Raw genomic sequence first — 18345 nt, forward strand, 5'->3', positions numbered from 1 at the left:
GGGTGGGGGCGTGCCTCGCGGGCTCAGCGTTGCAGCGGTGGCGCCGGGGGAGCGTGGAGTTCCGGGGCCGAGGGGGCCTCCGGGGTGTCGCACAAGGCTGCGGCGGCCCGGTCGGCGGCGGTCGTGTCCAGCGACGGGTGCTTACGGCAGCTCGGTGACTTCCCGTGCGCCTCGGCGCGGATGCGCTGCTTCATCGTGGGCGGCAGCGACCTGGTCCGGGACCATGGCGTGAGGGTCGCCGTGGCCGGCGTCGTCAGCCGCGGGGCGCTCTCGGTGTTGCGTCCGGTTTCGGTCTGCGGTACCGCTGCCGCCGCGGCGGTCGTCGTGATGAGTCCGAGCGCCGTGCACAGCGCCAGGAACGCGGTGACGAAGGCGGTCCACAGATGGGTGACCTTGTTCCGGGCCATGGCCCCTCACATTCAGGTTGGGCGATTTGCGTACTTTCCTCATGATGTGTAGGAGCGCCGCGAAGTGGTGGACCGACGCCCGTGGCGCGTCGATCTTCAGGTGAACATCACACGGATGGGTGCAGAGCCCTGGAAAAGGTACGGATGCGGGAGAAGGGTGCCCAAAGTAACCGTCCGTCGAGGTGTGATCACCCTCCGATCGGAACGGTTCCCTTCCTCTCCTACTGGGTCCCGATGGCGACGAGTTGACGCCGGACGCAGGTCACCGATCGATATCGGCCGGTGTGTATAGTCGGGCGCCAGAGGTCCCCTACGTCAATGAAGGACGAGGTCGCGCGGTGAAGAAGCTTCTCCTGGTCGCACTGGCCGCCATCGGCGGGCTCCTCGTGTACCGCCAGATCCAGGCGGATCGCGCCGAGCAGGATCTGTGGACGGAGGCCACCGACTCCGTGCCCACGGGTTCGTGAGTCCGACCGACATTCGGTCCTGAACAGACCCCGGCCGTGATCACGGTCGGGGTTTTGTGTTGCCCGGACGCCGTGGACGGCCCGGACGGCATGGCTGTTTCGGACGCTCGTACGGATCGGGCGGGTGGCGTGCGCGCGGGCGGGGCAGGATGGGCCATGGTCCGGTCCGGTGCGGTCCGGCCCGGTCGACGGCGAGGGGTGGCGGGCGATGACGCGGCGGGGTACGGCGAGGTCGGGGCTCCGGCGCGGACGCGCCGCGGCCGCTCTCGTGACGGGCGCGCGGTCGGTCGCCGCCGCGGGTGCCGCGCTCTGCGTGACGGCGGTTCTGCCGGTCGGCGGCGGCACGGCCCGAGCGGCCGGCGAGTCCGGCGAGTCCGGCGGTTACGTCTACACCGAGGGCGCCCGGCAGGTCGAAGGGGCGGCCGGGACCGCGGGAGCCGCGCTTCTGGAGGCCGGAGCCACCTACCGCGGCTCCCTGCCGCGGGACGGAAAGCTCTACTACCGCATGCGGCTCGACGCGGTCTCGAACGCGTACGTGTCCGTCACCGCCGTTCCCCGCCCCGGCAGTGAGGTCACGGCCGTGGACGGGGTCCGGGTCTCGGTCCAGGACGCCGAGGGCGGCTCCTGCTCCAGGCGGAGCGCGACCTTCGGCGCCGCCCGCAGCCCTCGCCCGGTCACGGCGACGGGCGTCAGGGAGGTGTCCCCCGGCGGGAGCCGGTGCCAGGGGGCCGGCACCTACTACGTGGTGGTGGAGCGGGCCCGGCCGAAGGACTCCCCGCCGGACGACTGGGGCCTGGAGCTGACCACCGTCTCCGAACCGGGCCTGCGGCGGACCGGACCGGCCGACGGCACGGGCCCGCCGAACGCCTGGGACTCCTCCTCGCCCGAGCCACTCACGGCACAACCCCGGCGGCTGCACGGCGGCGGCGGCTTCGCCGGGGCCACACCCGTCGGGCAGGGAGTCTGGCGGGACGACATCCGGTCCGGCCAGACGCTCTTCTACGAAGTGCCGCTCGACTGGGGGCAGAACCTGTACGCGACCGCCGAACTCGACGCCGCCGACGGCCGCGGCGGCTATGCGACCGCCGCGCTGGGGCTGGCGCTGTACAACCCGGTACGCGGCCGGGTCGACGACGCCGGCACCGGTTACACGGGCCGCCGCACCACGGTCGACCTGGGCCCCGTCCCGCCGGTGGCGTACGGCAACCGGCACACCGTCGCCGGGCAGGTGAGCGGGATGCGGTTCGCGGGCTCCTACTACCTCGTCGTGCATCTCGCGGAGCAGGTCGCCGACCGCTTCGGCACCGGACCGTTCGGTCTGACCCTGCGCCTCCGGCTGATGGGCACGGCCGGGGCCGGCCCCGGATACGCGGGGGAACCGGTGCCCCGGGACGTCTTCGAGGCCACGCGAGCGGTGGGCGGAGTCGGTGGAATGGGCGGCTCCCTCGCCGGCGGGACGGAGGCCGGGGAGAGCCACCCCGCCATGAAGGCGGTCGCGGTGGGCGGGATCGGCGCCGGGAGCGTACTCCTGGCCGGGCTCGGGGTGTGGACGGTCATGGCTCGGCGCAGGGGCGCGTAGCGGTTCTTACGGTGGGGGCGTACGGGCGTACGGGCGTACGGGCGTACGGGCGTACGGGCGTACGGGATACGGGGATACGCGGGGCCGGGGTCAGAGGCGGGTCAGGGCCCAGAAGCCCACCGCGTAGCAGGCCAGCGCGAGCAGCAGGAGCGGAACCGCCACCTTCGCCGGGGGACCGGGGCGGCGGCGCTTGGGAGCGCGGTGCTGGGGAACCGCCGGGGCGGGAGGCGGGACCTCGGCGGCCTGAGCGGTGTACGAAGCGGTCGAAGCGTCTCCGCGCGGGTGCGCCGGAGGGGTGGGGAACGGCGGCGGGGGCGGGGTGTGGGGGGAGAGCCGGGGCGGCTCTGGGTGCGCGGGCCCGGACTGGGGTGGCCAGTGGTCGAGCCGCGCTCGCGACTGACGCGGAGCGAAGGCGAAGGTGGTGGCCTGCGGCGGCGACACCGAGGGCTGGGAGTCGGGTGACGCGGAGGACGGCGGGGGTGGAAGAAGCGCAGAAGACGCAGAAGACGGAGAGGGGAGAGAGGGGAGAGAGGGGGGAGAGGACGGTGAGGGAGGAGAAGGCGGGGCGGGCGGTGTTCCGGGTGGCGGCGGGCGCGTACCGGAGACGGCGTCGGCGTCGGCGTCGGTGTCGGGGAACGGCGGTCGCGGCGGCCGGCGGACCGGTGCCGACGGGGGCCTGAGCGGTCCCCCGGAGCCGAACCCCGAGGGCAGCGGCCCCACTTGGTCGAAGATCTCGATCAGCTCGTCGTCGGGGCCCGGGGCCCCCAGCAGCTCCACGGCCGCGGCCAGCGCCTTGCGCGCCCCCGTCGCCGTACGGAACCGGGCCAGCGGGTCGGGTTGCACCAGGGAGGACACGACCTGCCACAGCGGCTCGGGGATGCCCTGGGGTGCCCCCGGCGTCCCGTGCTCGGCGAAGTACTGCACCAGCGCCTTGGTGTCCGGCTTGGCGCCCTCCAGCAGGTAGAGCGCGACCAGCCCTACGGCGAACAGGTCCGCGGGGAAGTCCGGTTCCGCCCCCAGCATCTGTTCGGGCGCGAGGTAACCGGGTGTTCCCACCACGAGGTTGGTCTCCGTCAGCCGGGCCTCGCCCAGCCGCATCGCGATGCCGAAGTCGCCCAGCCGCAGCCGGGGCCGGCCGGTGCCGGTGGCTTCGAGGAGGACGTTGGCCGGCTTGATGTCACGGTGCACGACCTCCTCGGCGTGGACCGCGGCCAGCCCGGCCAGGAGCTGGTCGAGCAGCGTGCAGACGAACGAGGGCGGCAGCGGACCGTAGTCGCCGACGAGGTGGACGAGCGAACCCCCGGTGACCAGGTCCATCGTGAAGAGGACCTTGTCGTCGTCGGCGGCCCAACTGGCCGGCGCGAGGACATGGGGATGATCGATGCGCAGCGCCTGCTCACGGACGAAGCGCAGCAGCGAGTGCGCGTCACGCTGCTGGAGCACCTTGGCGGCCACGTAGCGCCTGCGGCGGTGGTCCCAGGCGCGCCATACGGCGCCGACCCCTCCGCGCCCGATCGGATCGACCAGCTCGTACCGGCCGGCGAAGACCTCACCCATGGCTTGCGCGTCGCCCCTCCCCCTGCCCTGCCCCTGCCGTGCCTGTCCTTACTGTCCTTACTCTCCGTACCCTGTGCTCCGCACGTTCCGCATTTTTCGCGCTTTCGTGCTTTCGCGGTGCTGCTTCCGACGCCACTGCCGGGCCCGGCTGCCGTACCCCCGCCGGCGGTCGGGCCCGGTGGGTCAGTTCTGGTGGGCCTGGTAGTGCGTGACCGCGTCCGAGGTGCGGCCGGCGCCGTACACCCGGAGGAACTCTGCCAGCTCCGGGTGGGTCGGGGCGAGAGTGTTCGCCGCCTCGATGATGTCGCCGGCCGCCGCCACGGAACGCAGCAGCGACTGGATCTCACGGACCACCCGCTTGACCGTCGGCGCTCCGGAACTGCTCGTCGTCTGCGTGGTGTTGCTGAGCACCGAGCCCCCCTGGGACTTCTTGATCTCGTCCATCCGCTCGGTGGCCTCGGCCGCGCTCGCGCTGCCGTCGGCGACCTGCCCCGCCAGGTCCTGCAGCAACTGCACCCGCTGGACCACCGCGGGATTGCCGATCTTCGCCCGCTGGCCGCTCATGAGCTGTGACAGCATCGGTGCGGACAGTCCCAGTACCCCCGCCAGACGAGCCTGGTTGAGACCGAGGTCGTCTATGAGCCTACGGAAGAGCGCCCCCAGCGGCTCCCCGTACCAGTTCCGCTGCAGTTCCCGCGCTCTTGCGGTGGCTTCCTGCTGTGCGGCGTCCATTGCGTCTCCCCATCGCTTCCCCAAAAACCGCAGTTCGCTCCAGCGAACCACGCGGAGCATCTTACGGAGCGTGGTCGTTCCCCGGGACCCCCAATCTTGTTGGGAGATACGGGGGACGACCCGGTACTCTTGTCTGCGGCGCCACCCGGGATGTTCGTCTCCGGAGGACGCTTCCCTTCCGGGGCCTTAGCTCAGTTGGTAGAGCGCTGTCTTTGCATGGCAGATGTCAGGGGTTCGACTCCCCTAGGCTCCACTCGATCCACTCAAGACGTTTAAGAAAAGCCTCCTGACCTGTACTGAAACAGGTCAGGAGGCTTTTTTGTCCTCCGCTCCCCGGCCGTCCGGTCGGCACGCAGAGTCACTGTCCGCCGTCGGCGCGGCAACCCGCTCGCGGGCGGCGTTCTGGGGCCAACTCGCGCGTCACCAGCGGGTTTCGACGGTGCTCGGGGCGGTGTCCGAAGGGGCCCGGTTCGATGCGGAGGACGCGATGTCCGCTCTTGATATCGTCACTCCACAGGGCACCGGCACCCCACCCCTGCGGGGCGGTGCCAAGTGGCTCATCGCCGTCGGGGCCGTTCGGTCGCTGCCGACGAGGTGGAAGGGGTAACCATGCGGGCCAAGGTACGGGCCGCTCTCGACGCGCTGTACATGAAACGGCTCGTCAGGGAGTTGGAAGGACGCCCACGCCCCCAGCACATCGGCATCATGCTGGACGGCAATCGGCGCTGGGCGAAGATGTCCGGGATAGACGACCCACGCGAGGGCTACCGGGCCGGCGGGGCGAAGGTCCTCGACTTCCTGCGCTGGTGCGACTCCGCCCAGGTCGAGCACGTCACCCTGTTCATGCTGTCCGACGACAACCTCCACCGGCCCGAGGACCAACTGGAACCGCTGATCGACATCATCGCGGAGGTGGTCGAGCGGCTGGCGGCGCCGGGGAACCCGTGGCGCGTCGAGGTGGTCGGCTCCCTGGACCTGCTGCCGGCCGAATCGGCGGCCCGGCTGAAGTCCGCCACCGCCTCGACCGAGGGCCGCCAGGGCGGTACGAAGGTCGACGTGGCCGTCGGCTACGGCGGGCGGCGGGAGATCGTCGACGCCGTGCGGTCGGCGCTGACGGAGCACAGCGCCCAGGGCGGGGACATCGACGAGTTCATCGAGACCTTCGACATGGAGCACATCTCCAAGCACCTGTATTCCAAGGCGCGCTCCGAGTCCGACCTCATCATCCGCACCTCCGGGGAGCAGCGCCTGTCCGGCTTCCTGCTCTGGCAGTCGGCGTACGCGGAGGTGTACTTCTGCGAGACGTACTGGCCGGACTTCCGGGAGATCGACTTCCTGCGTGCGCTGCGCTCCTACTCGGTGCGGGAGCGGCGCTACGGCCGGTGACCGACCGGTGTCGCGGTGTTCCACGTGAAACATCGGCCGGGCCGACGCCGGCCCGGCAGCGCCGAGGGGCGGGAGAGTCGATCTCTCCCGCCCCTCGGCGTCTCACGTCCGTCCGACGCGTCGCCCGGCCGTCTCAGCGCCGGTCGTCGCGGTCGGTGGCCTCGTCCTCGGCCTGCTTGGCCTGGACCTCGGGGTCGAGAGCCGTCGCCCCGCTGCCGTCCACCGAGGTGAGCCGACCGGTCTCGGGCACCTCGGTCGCCGCCGGCGGTTCGACCAGCCAGTCCGGGTTGGCCTGCTTGTCCCACCACTTCCAGGCGGCGAAGGCGCCACCGGCGACGAGACCCACCACCGTCAGCACCTTGACGGCACGGCCGGCCTTCGCCCGCCGCTGGTGCTTACGGGCCAGCTTCTGGATGTCCTTGGCCGAGACCTGGCCGCGCAGCGCGGCCAGCGCGGCGGCACCACGCAGCGTCGCCTCGTCCCGGACCGGCCCGGCGGCGGCGACCGCCTGCTCAAGCCGGGGCCGGGAGTAGTCGGCCGCCTGCCGGGCGGCCAGGCGGGTGCGCGCGGCGGCCTCCTGGGCGGCCTGGTCGACCTTCGGTGGCACGTGCGAGAGAGCCTGTTCCAGACGCGGCGCCAGATGGGCGCCGTACTGGAGGCGAGCCTGATCGGCGGCCAGGGACACCTTGGGTGCCAGCCGTACGCGTGCCTCGTTCGCGTAGTGAGCGGCCCTGTCCTTGGCGGTGTCGGCGTAGGGCGCCACCACTTCCGCGGCGTGCAGCACGCTGTCCTTCGCCGAACCGGTCGCGGCGCGCACGCTGTCGATGCGGGTCACGGGTTCCTCCTCCTCGGTGGCGTACGGTAATTCGACTTTCCACCCTTTTACGGATCATGCCTGTGAAGGCATCACCAGGCATGTGCGGGCGCGCATCCGGGTCATCGCAATAGCGGGTGAATACAGGGCATCGGGAGCTTGTCGTCGACAATGCCACGGATCGTCGCGCAGCGCCCGCGTCCTGGACGTACTCGGCCGGTTTTTCCCCTGTGACACGCGCGCAGGCGGGCTGGTGATCGACCGTTGGGCGACGTGTGGCGCGGACCGTGCGAGGATCGGGGAGTCACAGGAAGACAACGGAAGGCAGATCGTGGCTGAGCAGCTTTACGCCACCTTGAAGACCAATCATGGCGACATCGACGTCCGGCTCCTGCCGAACCATGCCCCCAAGACGGTCAAGAACTTCGTCGAGCTAGCCAAGGGCGAGCGGGAGTGGACCAACCCGGCCACGGGGCAGAAGTCCACGGACAAGCTCTATGACGGTACGGTCTTCCACCGGGTGATCAGCGGTTTCATGATCCAGGGCGGCGACCCGCTGGGCAACGGCACCGGTGGTCCGGGCTACCAGTTCGAGGACGAGTTCCACCCGGACCTCGGCTTCGACAAGCCGTACCTGCTGGCCATGGCCAACGCCGGTCCGGGCACCAACGGCTCGCAGTTCTTCGTCACCGTCGCCCCGACGACGTGGCTGAACCGCAAGCACACGATCTTCGGCGAGGTCACCGACGCGGCCAGCCAGAAGGTCATCGACGCCATCGCGGCGGCGCAGACCAACCCGCGCACCGACCGTCCGGTCAACGACGTGGTGATCGAGTCGGTCGTCGTGGAGACCCGCGAGGGCTGATCGAAAGGCCGGCGACGGCTGTTCGAAGGCCCGCGAGGGCTGTTCGAAGGCCCGCGAGGGCCGATCTGGCGGGAACCAATCGCCCCGCTCGTCCGTAAGGATGGGCGGGGCGGGTGCTGTGCACGGACGACCGAGGGGGCGCGATGGACCAGGCGGCAGCAGGAGGCGGTCCGCGGGACGCCGGGAGCCTGCCGGTCTGCTATCGCCACCCGGACCGTGAGACGGGCATCCGCTGCACCCGCTGCGAACGTCCGATCTGCCCGGAGTGCATGGTCGACGCCTCGGTGGGCTTCCAGTGCCCCGCCTGTGTGCGCGGCGGGAGCGGCACCGGGCACGCCCCGGACGCCGCGCGGCCCCGGACCCTCGCCGGTGGCGGTGTCACGGCGGACCCGCGCCTGGTCACCAAGATCCTCGTCGGGCTCAACCTGGCCGTGTTCCTGGTCCAGTTGTCCGTGGGGGACAGCTTCACCAACCGCTTCGAGCTGATCGGCCGGGCCTATGTGCCGCTGCTCGGCGGGGTGGAGGGGATCGCGGAGGGCCAGTACCACCGGCTGCTGACCGCGATGTTCCTGCACGGCAGCTACCTCCACATCCTGTTCAACATGTTCAGTCTGTGGTGGATCGGCGGCCCCCTGGAAGCGGCCCTGGGGCGGGCCCGCTATCTCGCCCTCTACGTCCTGTCCGGACTGGCCGGCAGCGCGCTCACCTACCTCATCGCCGCTCCCAACCAGCCCTCGCTCGGCGCTTCCGGCGCGATCTTCGGGCTCTTCGGCGCGACCGCGGTCCTGCTGCGGCGGCTGAACCAGGACATGCGGCCGGTGATCGCCCTGCTGGTGATCAACCTGATCTTCACCTTCAGCCCCGGGTTCAACATCGCCTGGCAGGCCCACATAGGCGGCCTGGTGGCCGGCGTCGTGATCGGCTACGGGATGGTGCACGCCCCGCGCGAGCGCCGCGCGCTCGTCCAGTACGGCACCTGCGCGCTGGTCCTGGTGATCTGCGTCGGGTTGACCCTCCTGAGGACGGGCCAGCTCACCTGAGCGCCCAGTTGTCCACAGTCAGTGCCCGATCTTGTGCATAGTGTGCGGGAACAACTGTGCCCCCTGTAGCTGACCCATGTTTCCGCAGGTCAGGCAGGGGGCGAACAGGTTTTCGGTTACCGGTGTTTCTGTCACACCGGCGTCAACCTCCGGTGAGTTATCCACAGATCGTCGTTCTTTTCCCCACGCTGTGGAAAGTCACTGTGGATAACTCAGTGGATAGCCCTGGGGAGAGCTGCGTTCACCGGGTGGTCGACGCTACTTCCACTGCGTGGAGACGCCGAAGCCGGCCGCGATGAAGCCGAAGCCCACCACGATGTTCCAGTTGCCCAGCGCGTCGAGCGGCAGTGAGCCGTCGGTGACGTAGAACACGACGATCCAGGCGAGACCGATGAGGAACATCGCCAGCATGACGGGGGCGACCCAGGCACGGTTGCTCAGCTTGATGCTCGTGGACTGCTTGACCGCGGGCGGCGTGAAATCGGCCTTCTTGCGGATACGTGACTTCGGCACGAGGGTCTCTCCTGTCGATGCGCTGCGTGGCCGCGCAGGGAACGGGGGCGGGCTCGGGGCGACGTTCGCGGGACGCTGAGCGCTCCCCCGGGCGTCCGTTAGCGTAGTGCTTCCGTGGCGCTGAAGGAGATAAGGGTACGTTGAGCAATTCCGCCGACTCTCCCGGAACGGGATCCAGGCCCGCCCGCAGCCGCCGTCTCCGGCCCGTGCGGGTCCTCACGGCAGCCGTGTTCGCCCTGGCGGGGCTGATCTTCTTCACCAGCTTCGACACGGCCAAGGGCACCAACATCCGTACGGACGCCTCGCTGCTGAAGCTCTCCGACCTGATCCAGGCGCGCAGCCGCGGCAACGGCGGGCTGGACGAGACCAACGCGGCCCTGCGGCGCGACATCGAGTCCCTCGCCGAGCGCGACGACGGCAGCACGGCGGCGGAGGACGACAGACTCGCCGCGCTGGAGGAGCGCGCGGGGACGCAGAAGCTGACGGGCGAGGCGGTCTCGGTCACCCTGGACGACGCCCCGCCGGACGCCACCGCCAAGCTCCCCGGCTACCCCGAGCCGCAGCCCGACTACCTGGTGATCCACCAGCAGGACCTGCAGGCCGTGGTGAACGCCCTCTGGGAGGGCGGCGCCGAGGGCATCAAGGTCATGGACCAGCGGCTGATCTCCACCAGCGCCGTGCGCTGCGTGGGCAACACCCTGATCCTCCAGGGCCGGGTCTACTCGCCGCCGTACAGGATCACGGCGGTCGGTGATCCGGAGAAGCTGAAGAAAGTGCTGGCAGCGGCCCCGGCGATCCAGAACTACATGGTCTATGTCAACGTCTACGGGCTCGGCTGGAAGGTCGAGGAGGACGGGACGGTGACGCTGCCCGGCTACTCGGGCACAGTGGACCTGCACTACGCCGAACCCGTCGAGTAGCGCCCCCCGCGCCTCGGGCCACCGGCGTCCCGGGCTGTTCGTCCGGGCGTCACCCGGACTCCACCCGGGCCGCGGACACCGGGAAACCGGAGGCTCCGCGCCGTTAGTCTGTTCGCGTGCGGCGTGATTTCCGGTGCCGTGGTTCGACGGAAGGGACGGCATGTACGGCTGGATCTGGCGGCATCTGCCGGGGAACCTGTGGGTGAAGGCGCTGCTCTCACTCGCCCTCGCCGTGGCCGTGGTCTACGTCCTCTTCCAGTACGTCTTCCCGTGGGCCGAGCCGCTGCTGCCCTTCAACGATGTGACGGTGGACAACCAGTGAGCGCGCGCATTCTCGTCGTCGACAACTACGACAGCTTCGTCTTCAACCTGGTCCAGTACCTGTACCAGCTCGGCGCCGAGTGCGAGGTGCTGCGCAACGACGAGGTCTCGACGGCCCACGCCCAGGACGGCTTCGCCGGCGTGCTGCTGTCACCGGGTCCGGGCACGCCCGAACAGGCCGGTGTCTGTGTCGAGATGGTCCGGCACTGCGCGGCCACCGGCGTCCCCGTCTTCGGCGTCTGCCTCGGCATGCAGTCGATGCAGGTGGCGTACGGCGGCGTGGTGAACCGCGCGCCGGAGCTGCTGCACGGCAAGACCTCGCCGGTCGAGCACGGCGGCAAGGGTGTCTTCGCCGGCCTCCCCTCGCCCTTCACGGCGACCCGCTACCACTCGCTGGCCGCCGAACCCTCCACCGTGCCGCCCGAACTGGAGGTCACGGCCCGTACCCACGACGGGATCGTGATGGGGCTGCGCCACCGTGACCTGCCCGTCGAGGGCGTGCAGTTCCATCCGGAGTCGGTGCTGACCGAGCACGGCCACCGGATGCTGGCCAACTGGCTGGCGGAGTGCGGCGACGGGGGCGCGGTGGCGAGGTCGGCGGGGCTCGCCCCGGTGGTGGGCAGGGCCACGGCGTGACCGCACTGCGCCCCGAGCGCGAGTCCGGCGCGGACGTCCACGGGGGGTCGTCCCGCCCGGACGCCCACGGGGCGTCCCGTCCGGCAGCGCACGGGACGCCCCACGCGGCGAACGGCACCCGCACTCCCCCCGCGGCCGGGGAGACGTACCTGCCCGGCACGGCCCCGGGAACCCGGCTGCCACCCGTCGCGGACGACGAGACGGTCGCCCTGCGCATCCCCGAGCCGCCGGAGCGGCTGGCGCGGGCGACAAGCCCCGCGGCCGACGGTCCCGCGCCCGGGGGCCGGGCGGCCCGCAGGAAGGCCGCCAAGGGGCGCCACGGGGGCCGCGCGCCCTCCCGTCGGGGTTCGGGGACCGCCGAGGCCCCGGAGGCCGGAGAGAGCCCGTCGGTGCCGCTCTCGCGGGTGGAGGCCCGGCGGCAGGCGCGGGCCCGCAAGCCGGGTGCCGCCGTGATCGCCAGCCGCGCGATCGGCGAGGTCTTCATCACGGCCGGCGTGCTGATGCTGCTCTTCGTCAGCTACCAGCTCTGGTGGACCAACGTGCGGGCGCACGCCCAGGCGGACAAGGCGACCAGCAGCCTCCAGGACGACTGGGCCAGCGGCAAACGGCAGCCGGGCGCCTTCGAGCCGGGCCAGGGCTTCGCCCTGCTGCACATCCCGAAGCTGGACGTGGTGGTGCCGATCGCCGAGGGCATCAGCAACGAGAAGGTGCTGGACCGCGGCATGGTCGGGCACTACGCCGAGGGCGCGCTGAAGACGGCGATGCCGGACGCGAAGACCGGCAACTTCGGGCTCGCCGGCCACCGCAACACGCACGGCGAACCCTTCCGGTACATCAACAAGCTGCAGCCGGGCGATCCGATCGTCGTGGAGACGCAGGACGAGTACTTCGTCTACAAGATGGCGTCGATCCTGCCGGTGACGTCGCCGAGCAACACGAGCGTCCTCGACCCCGTCCCGGAACAGTCGGGCTTCACCGGGCCCGGCCGCTACATCACGCTGACCACCTGCACCCCGGAGTTCACCAGCAAGTACCGGATGATCGTCTGGGGCAGGATGGTCGAGGAACGGCCGCGCAGCAAGGGCAAGCCGGATGCGCTCGTCAATTAAGGGCGGATGACCAGTGGCAGCGACCACCGACACCGATCACGAAGAGCAGACCGACGCGCCCGGCCCCCCGCCGGCCTCCCGGCCCCGCGGCCGCGGCCGGATCGCCCTGGCCGTCAGCGTCTTCGGTGAACTCCTCATCACCGGGGGCCTGGTCCTCGGCCTCTTCGTCGTCTACTCCCTGTGGTGGACGAACGTGGTCGCCGACCGCGCGGCGGACAAGCGGGGCGACAAGGTCCGCGACACCTGGGCCCGGGAGGCGGCGGGGCCGGGCGGGCCGGGGGCGCTGAACACCAGGGCCGGCATCGGCTTCCTGCACGTGCCCACGATGAGCGAGGACGAGATCCTGGTCGAGAAGGGCACCTCGATGAAGATCCTCAACGACGGGGTGGCCGGCTACTACACCGACCCCGTCAAGGCGACGCTGCCGATGTCGGACGAGAAGGGCAACTTCTCGCTCGCGGCCCACCGCGACGGCCACGGCGCCAAGTTCCACGACATCCAGAAGATCGCCGAGGGCGACCCGATCGTCTTCGAGACGAAGGACACCTGGTACGTCTACCAGGTCTACGGCACTCTGCCCGAGACCTCGAAGTACAACGTCAAGGTCCTCGGCGACATCCCGAGGGAGTCCGGCAGGAAGAAGGCCGGCCACTACATCACGCTGACGACCTGCACACCGGTGTACACCAGCCGCTACCGGTACGTCGTCTGGGGCGAACTGGTCCGCACGCAGAAGGTGGACAGCGAGCGCACCCTGCCGAAGGAACTGCGCTGAGCGGCCGTACGGCCCCGCGGAACGCGCAGAAGAGCCCCGGACCCTCCGCTGAGGGTCCGGGGCTCTTCTGCGTGCCACCAGGGGCGCCGGGGGTGCGTGGCGGCGGGGGCGTCAGTCCTCGTCGCGGCCGGTGAGGCCGCCGAGGAAGCCGCCGTTGTCACCGCCGTTGTCGCCGCCCTGCGCGAGGGCGACCAGGGTGACCTTGTCGCCCTTCTTGACCTCCGCGCCCTCGGTCGGGCTGCTCGCGACCACCTTGGCGTTGTCGTCCTGCGCGCCCTGGATCCGCTCCAGGGCCAGCCCGGCCTGGGAGAGGACGTTCTTCGCCTCGGCCACCGTCATGTCGGTCACCTTCGGCATCGCGAACTTCTGCTCCTCCGCGGGCTTCTTGGCGATCTTGATGTCCACCGTGGAGCCGCGGTCGATGTCCGTGCCCGGGGCGAAGCTCTGCTCGAAGACCTTGCCCTCCTCCTGGGCGGTGGACTCCTCGGTCGTCTGGGAGCCGAGGACCAGGCCCTTCGCCTCCAGCAGTTGCTTGGCCGCGTCCGGGGTCTGGCCCCGCACGTCCGGCACGGTCACCTGGGCCGTCTGCCGGGCGACGGTGAGGACGACGGGGGAGCCCTTCTCCTGGGAGGAGCCCGCCTCCGGGCTCTGGGAGAGGACCGTGTCCGGTGTCTCGGTGGACTCCTGGGTCTTCTTCTCGACGTCGAAGCCCTTGTCCTTCAGCGCCTTCTCGGCCTCCTCGTAGGTGAGGCCCCCCACGTCGGGGACGTCGACCTTGGGCGCGCCGGTGGAGACCACCAGGTCGATCGGGGTCTGCTTGTCGACCTCGGTGCCCTGGGCCGGGTCCTGTTCGCAGACCTTGCCCTTGGGCTGGTCCTCGCAGGGCTCCTCCTTGACCGTGCCGATCGTCAGATCGGAGTTGGCCGCCCGTTTCTCGGCGCTCTCCCGGGTCTGGCCGACCAGGTTGGGCGCGGAGACGGTGCCGTTGCCCGCGTCGCCGTCGCCGGCGAAGACGTACCGGCCGATGAGGATGGCGCCGACCAGGACCAGGATGCCCGCGAGGACCAGCAGGATCGTGGAGGTGTTCTTGTTGCGCGGCTGCTGGCGGCGCCGGTCGGGGCGCTCGTCGGGGCCGTATCCGCCGTCGTCCGGGCGGGTCGGGGGCAGCATCGTCGTGGCGCCCGCGCCGGAGTCCGCGCGCAGGGCCGTCGTCGCCTGCTCGTCCGGGTAGCCGCCGTAGCCGGCCGCGCCCATCGCGGCGGTGGCGGCGACCGGCCGGCCGTCCAGGCACGCCTCGATGTCGGCGCGCATCTCGTCGGCCGACTGGTAGCGGTAGTCCCGGTCCTTCTCCAGCGCCTTCAGCACGATCGCGTCCATCTCGGGCGTGATCTCGTGGTCGAAGACGCTCGGCGCCTGCGGCTCCTCCCGTACGTGCTGGTAGGCGACCGCGACCGGGGAGTCGCCCACGAAGGGCGGCCGGACGGTCAGCAGCTCGTAGAGGAGACAGCCGGTGGAGTACAGGTCGGAGCGGGCGTCGACCTGCTCGCCCTTGGCCTGCTCGGGGGAGAGGTACTGGGCGGTGCCGATGACGGCCGAGGTCTGGGTCATCGTCATGCCGGAGTCGCCCATGGCGCGGGCGATGCCGAAGTCCATGACCTTGACCTGGCCGTTGCGCGTCAGCATGACGTTGGCCGGCTTGATGTCGCGGTGCACGATGCCGGCGCGGTGCGAGTACTCCAGGGCCTGGAGGATGCCGATGGTCATCTCCAGCGTCCGCTCCGGCAGCAGCTTGCGCCCGCTGTGCAGCAGTTCGCGGAGGGTGGAGCCGTCGACGTACTCCATGACGATGTACGGGATCGAGACCCCGTCGATGTAGTCCTCGCCCGTGTCGTAGACCGCCACGATCGCGGGATGGTTGAGCGAGGCGGCCGACTGGGCCTCCCGGCGGAACCGGGCCTGGAAGGACGGGTCGCGCGCCATGTCCGCGCGGAGCGTCTTCACCGCCACCTGGCGTCCGAGCCGGGTGTCATGCGCGTGGTAAACCTCCGCCATGCCACCACGGCCGAGCACCGGGCCCAGCTCGTACCGGCCGCCGAGGCGACGCGGCTCTTCCATAGCTACCTACCAGCCCTCTCCGTCGGTCCCGACCGGCATGCTTGTACGGTCGGAGGCTGCCGTCCGGCCTACGGTACCCGGCTCGCCCTGTGTGACCTGGCCAAGCCTGATACCCGAGACCGGACCGGTATCGCAACGTGCACCGATGTGTAGCGGACGTGACCGGAGTCACGTCCTGTTCAGCCGGTGGTCACTTCTTGCTGTCGATGACGGCCTTCATCACGTTCTTCGCGATCGGCGCCGCCAGGCCGCCGCCGGAGATGTCGTCACGCACCGCGTTGTCGTCCTCGACGACCACGGCGACCGCGACCGGCGAGTCGCCGTTCTCGGCCTTGGCGTAGGAGATGAACCAGGCGTAGGGGTTCTCGCTGTTCTCGACGCCGTGCTGGGCGGTACCGGTCTTGCCGCCGACGGTGACGCCGTCGATCTGGGCGTTGGTTCCGGTGCCGTCCTTGACGACCGTCTCCATCATCGACTGCAGTATCTGGGCGTTGTCCGCGGAGAGCGGCTTGCTCATCTCCTCGGGGTCCGTCTTCTCGATGGTGTCCAGGCTCGGGGCCTGCAGCTCGTCGACCATGTACGGCTTCATCAGGGTGCCGTTGTTGGCGATCGAGGAGGAGACCATGGCCATCTGCAGCGGGGTCGCGGCGGTGTTGAACTGGCCGATGGAGGAGAGCGCCACCTGCGAGTCGTTCATGTCGTCCGAGAAGACGGAGGCGCTGGAGCGGACCGGGACGAACTGCTCCTCGGTGAAGCCGAACTTCTTCGCCGTCTCCAGCATCTCGTCGTTGCCGAGATCGGCGCCGACCTTGCCGAAGACGGTGTTGCAGGAGACCCGCAGCGCCTCCCGCAGGGTGGCGTTCTTGCAGGGGATGTTCCCCTCGTTCGGCAGTTCCGTCTGCGTGCCGGGCATGGTCCACGGCAGCGGCGAGTCGGTCTTCTCGTCCGCGTCCTTGTACAGGCCGTGCTCCAGCGCCGCCGCCGCGGTGACCACCTTGAAGGTCGAGCCGGGCGGGTAGACCTCGCGCAGCGCCCGGTTCAGCGTCGGGTCGTTCTTGTTGTTCTCCTTCAGCAGGCCCTTCCACGCCTTGGCGTCGGAGTCGCCGCTGCCGGCGATCGACGAGGGGTCGTACGACGGGTAGGAGGCCAGTGCCAGGATCTTGCCGGTGGACGGCTCGATGGCGGCGACCGCGCCCTTGCCGCCCTGTGCCTTCAGACCGTCGTAGGCGGCCTTCTGCGCGGCGGCGTTGAGGGTGGTGACGACGTTGCCGCCCTCCTTCTTCTTGCCCGTGACCATGTCGAGCGTGTTGCGGAAGAAGAGCCGGTCGTCGTTGCCGGTGAGGATGCCGTCGTCGATGGACTCCAGTTGGGTGGCGCCGAACGCCTGCGAGACGTAGCCGGTCACCGGCGCCCACATGGCGCCGTCCTTGTAGGTCCGCTTGTACTTGAAGTCGCCGTCGGTGGTGGCGTGGCCGGTGATGGCCTTGCCGTCGACGATGATGTCGCCGCGCGGGGAGGCGTACCGCTCGATGGCGACACGGCGGTTGTTCTCGTCGTCCTTCAGGGTGTCGGCCTGGACGTACTGCAGCCAGTTGTCCCGGATGAGCAGGGTGAGGACCAGCAGACCGCAGAAGATCGCGATGCGGCGCAGGGGCTTGTTCACGGTCGGACCACCTGGGTCATCTCGGCGTCGGGGTTGGCTGCGGGGGCGGGCGCCGGCCGGCGCGCGGTGTCGCTGATCCGCAACAGGATCGCGATCAGGGCCCAGTTGGCGATGACGGAGGAACCTCCGTACGCCAGGAACGGCATCGTCATACCGGTCAGCGGGATCAGGCCCATCACGCCGCCGGAGACGACGAAGACCTGGAGCGCGAAGGCACCGGAGAGGCCGATGGCGAGCAGCTTGCCGAACGGGTCGCGGGCGGCGAGGGCGGTGCGCACGCCGCGCTCCACGATCAGCCCGTACAGCAGCAGGATCGCCATCACACCGGCCAGGCCCAGTTCCTCGCCGAAGGTGGCGAGGATGAAGTCGGAGTTGGCGGCGAAGCCGATGAGGTCGGAGTTGCCCTGGCCGAGGCCGGTGCCGAGGGTGCCGCCGGAGCCGAACGCCCACAGGGCCTGCATGGACTGCTCGGTGTGGCCCACGACGCCCTGGCGGCTGAGCTTGAACTCGTTGGCCGGGTCGAGCCACGCCTGGACGCGCTGCTGCACGTGCGTCTCGAAGGAGGCGACGCCGACCGCGCCGAGCGCGGACATCAGCAGACCGAACACGATCCAGCTCGTCCGCTCGGTGGCGACGTACAGCATGATCACGAACATGCCGAAGAAGAGCAGCGAGGTGCCGAGGTCGGTCTCGAAGACCAGGATCAGGATGGAGATGACCCAGACGACGATGATCGGGCCGAGGTCGCGGCCGCGGGGCAGGTAGATGCCCATGAAGCGGCGGCTGGCCAGGGCCAGCGCGTCCCGTTTCACCATCAGGTAGCCGGCGAAGAAGATCGCCAGGACGATCTTGGCGAACTCACCGGGCTGGATGGTGCCCAGGCCGGGGATCTTGATCCAGATCCGGGCGCCGAAGACGTTCTGGCCGAGCCCCGGGACCAGCGGCAGGACCAGCAGGATCAGCGCGCCGGCCATGGAGATGTAGGTGTACCGCTGCAGCACGCGGTGGTCCTTGAGGAAGACCAGCACGGCGACGAAGAGCGCGACGCCCAGCGCGGAGTACATCAACTGGCGGGGGGCGGCCTCGACGAACGTACTGCGCGCCTGGAGGCGCTCCGACTGGTCCAGCCGCCAGATGACGACCAGGCCGATGCCGTTGAGGAGGGTGGCCAGCGGCAGCATCAGCGGATCGGCGTACGGCGCGAACTTCCGTACGACGAGGTGGCCCACGCCCGCGATCAGGCCGAGCCCGAGGCCGTAGCCGAGCAGGCCGGGCGGCACCGAGTCGTTCATGGCCAGGCCGACGTTGGCGTAGGCGAAGACCGGGATGACGACGGCGAAGACCAGCAGCGCCAGCTCGGTGTTGCGCCGGCTCGGCGCACCGATGGCGCCGATCGTGGACGTGTGGTGCGTCGGCGAGTTGGGTGTACTGCTCATCGTGTGACAG

General features: G+C 70.3%; 18 protein-coding genes and 1 tRNA gene. 11 read left to right on the plus strand and 8 right to left on the minus strand.

Annotated features, from left to right (window positions below; genetic code table 11):
* Positions 1-23: 23 nt before the first annotated feature.
* The gene (locus ABEB00_RS11650; protein ID WP_345619286.1) at positions 24-407 is read right to left on the minus strand and encodes a DUF6344 domain-containing protein; all 384 of its coding nucleotides are present in this window, start codon (positions 405-407) and stop codon (positions 24-26) included.
* 338 nt (positions 408-745) lie between these two features.
* Between ABEB00_RS11650 and ABEB00_RS11655 the strand changes: the two genes are divergently transcribed.
* Together ABEB00_RS11655 and ABEB00_RS11660 are read left to right on the plus strand one after the other, a co-directional pair.
* A complete protein-coding gene (locus ABEB00_RS11655; protein ID WP_003999697.1) occupies positions 746-874 on the plus strand; it encodes a DLW-39 family protein in 129 nt (42 codons plus the stop codon).
* Between the two features lie 208 nt (positions 875-1082).
* On the plus strand, positions 1083-2453 hold the full coding sequence (locus ABEB00_RS11660; protein WP_425586479.1) for a hypothetical protein: 1371 nt from the start codon (positions 1083-1085) through the stop codon (positions 2451-2453).
* 90 nt (positions 2454-2543) lie between these two features.
* On the opposite strand, the gene ABEB00_RS11665 is transcribed toward ABEB00_RS11660, so the two are convergent.
* Positions 2544-4010: a serine/threonine-protein kinase gene (locus tag ABEB00_RS11665; RefSeq protein ID WP_345619290.1), complete on the minus strand. Its 1467-nt coding sequence runs from the start codon at positions 4008-4010 to the stop codon at positions 2544-2546.
* A 183-nt stretch (positions 4011-4193) separates the two neighbouring features.
* Entirely contained in the window at positions 4194-4742 is a 549-nt protein-coding gene (locus ABEB00_RS11670) for a helix-turn-helix domain-containing protein (protein ID WP_345619291.1), read from the minus strand.
* A gap of 180 nt (positions 4743-4922) precedes the next feature.
* On the opposite strand from ABEB00_RS11670, the gene ABEB00_RS11675 reads away from it, so the two are divergent.
* A tRNA-Ala gene (locus ABEB00_RS11675) sits at positions 4923-4995 on the plus strand.
* 356 nt (positions 4996-5351) lie between these two features.
* Positions 5352-6128 (plus strand): isoprenyl transferase, encoded by a 777-nt coding sequence (locus ABEB00_RS11680; RefSeq protein ID WP_345619292.1) that lies wholly within the window; start codon positions 5352-5354, stop codon positions 6126-6128.
* A gap of 133 nt (positions 6129-6261) precedes the next feature.
* Here the strand turns inward: ABEB00_RS11680 and ABEB00_RS11685 are convergent, their stop codons facing one another.
* On the minus strand, positions 6262-6963 hold the full coding sequence (locus ABEB00_RS11685) for a DUF5324 family protein (protein WP_345619293.1): 702 nt from the start codon (positions 6961-6963) through the stop codon (positions 6262-6264).
* 310 nt (positions 6964-7273) lie between these two features.
* Here ABEB00_RS11685 and ABEB00_RS11690 point away from each other — a divergent pair, with 310 nt between their 5' ends.
* Together ABEB00_RS11690 and ABEB00_RS11695 are read left to right on the plus strand one after the other, a co-directional pair.
* Positions 7274-7807: a peptidylprolyl isomerase gene (locus ABEB00_RS11690; RefSeq protein ID WP_345619295.1), complete on the plus strand. Its 534-nt coding sequence runs from the start codon at positions 7274-7276 to the stop codon at positions 7805-7807.
* A gap of 143 nt (positions 7808-7950) precedes the next feature.
* The gene (locus ABEB00_RS11695) at positions 7951-8847 is read left to right on the plus strand and encodes a rhomboid family intramembrane serine protease (protein ID WP_345619296.1); all 897 of its coding nucleotides are present in this window, start codon (positions 7951-7953) and stop codon (positions 8845-8847) included.
* Positions 8848-9105: 258 nt separating this feature from the next.
* Here the strand turns inward: ABEB00_RS11695 and crgA are convergent, their stop codons facing one another.
* Positions 9106-9360, minus strand: a complete 255-nt coding sequence (gene crgA / locus ABEB00_RS11700) for a cell division protein CrgA (protein ID WP_345619298.1) — start codon at positions 9358-9360, stop codon at positions 9106-9108.
* 140 nt (positions 9361-9500) lie between these two features.
* Here crgA and ABEB00_RS11705 point away from each other — a divergent pair, with 140 nt between their 5' ends.
* The 5 genes from ABEB00_RS11705 (at position 9501) to ABEB00_RS11725 (ending at position 13121) form a co-directional block, all read left to right on the plus strand.
* Positions 9501-10280: a DUF881 domain-containing protein gene (locus tag ABEB00_RS11705; RefSeq protein WP_345619300.1), complete on the plus strand. Its 780-nt coding sequence runs from the start codon at positions 9501-9503 to the stop codon at positions 10278-10280.
* Positions 10281-10440: 160 nt separating this feature from the next.
* Positions 10441-10602: a hypothetical protein gene (locus ABEB00_RS11710; protein ID WP_345619302.1), complete on the plus strand. Its 162-nt coding sequence runs from the start codon at positions 10441-10443 to the stop codon at positions 10600-10602.
* Complete coding sequence (locus ABEB00_RS11715) at positions 10599-11237, plus strand: aminodeoxychorismate/anthranilate synthase component II (RefSeq protein WP_345619304.1); 639 nt, start codon at positions 10599-10601, stop codon at positions 11235-11237. The genes ABEB00_RS11710 and ABEB00_RS11715 overlap by 4 nt, the downstream gene beginning before the upstream one ends.
* Positions 11234-12346, plus strand: coding sequence for a class E sortase (locus tag ABEB00_RS11720; RefSeq protein ID WP_345619305.1), 1113 nt, complete (start codon positions 11234-11236; stop codon positions 12344-12346). The genes ABEB00_RS11715 and ABEB00_RS11720 overlap by 4 nt, the downstream gene beginning before the upstream one ends.
* A 13-nt stretch (positions 12347-12359) precedes the next feature.
* Positions 12360-13121, plus strand: a complete 762-nt coding sequence (locus tag ABEB00_RS11725; protein WP_345619306.1) for a class E sortase — start codon at positions 12360-12362, stop codon at positions 13119-13121.
* 111 nt (positions 13122-13232) lie between these two features.
* Here the strand turns inward: ABEB00_RS11725 and pknB are convergent, their stop codons facing one another.
* The 3 genes from pknB to ABEB00_RS11740 form a co-directional block, all read right to left on the minus strand.
* Complete coding sequence (gene pknB, locus ABEB00_RS11730; RefSeq protein ID WP_345619307.1) at positions 13233-15236, minus strand: Stk1 family PASTA domain-containing Ser/Thr kinase; 2004 nt, start codon at positions 15234-15236, stop codon at positions 13233-13235.
* 190 nt (positions 15237-15426) lie between these two features.
* Entirely contained in the window at positions 15427-16899 is a 1473-nt protein-coding gene (locus ABEB00_RS11735; RefSeq protein ID WP_345619308.1) for a peptidoglycan D,D-transpeptidase FtsI family protein, read from the minus strand.
* Complete coding sequence (locus ABEB00_RS11740) at positions 16896-18335, minus strand: FtsW/RodA/SpoVE family cell cycle protein (RefSeq protein WP_345619309.1); 1440 nt, start codon at positions 18333-18335, stop codon at positions 16896-16898. Before ABEB00_RS11740 ends, ABEB00_RS11735 begins: the two co-directional genes overlap by 4 nt.
* Between the last annotated feature and the right edge of the window lie 10 nt (positions 18336-18345).

This window comes from Streptomyces ziwulingensis (assembly GCF_039542605.1).
Classification (GTDB): Bacteria; Actinomycetota; Actinomycetes; order Streptomycetales; family Streptomycetaceae; genus Streptomyces; species Streptomyces ziwulingensis.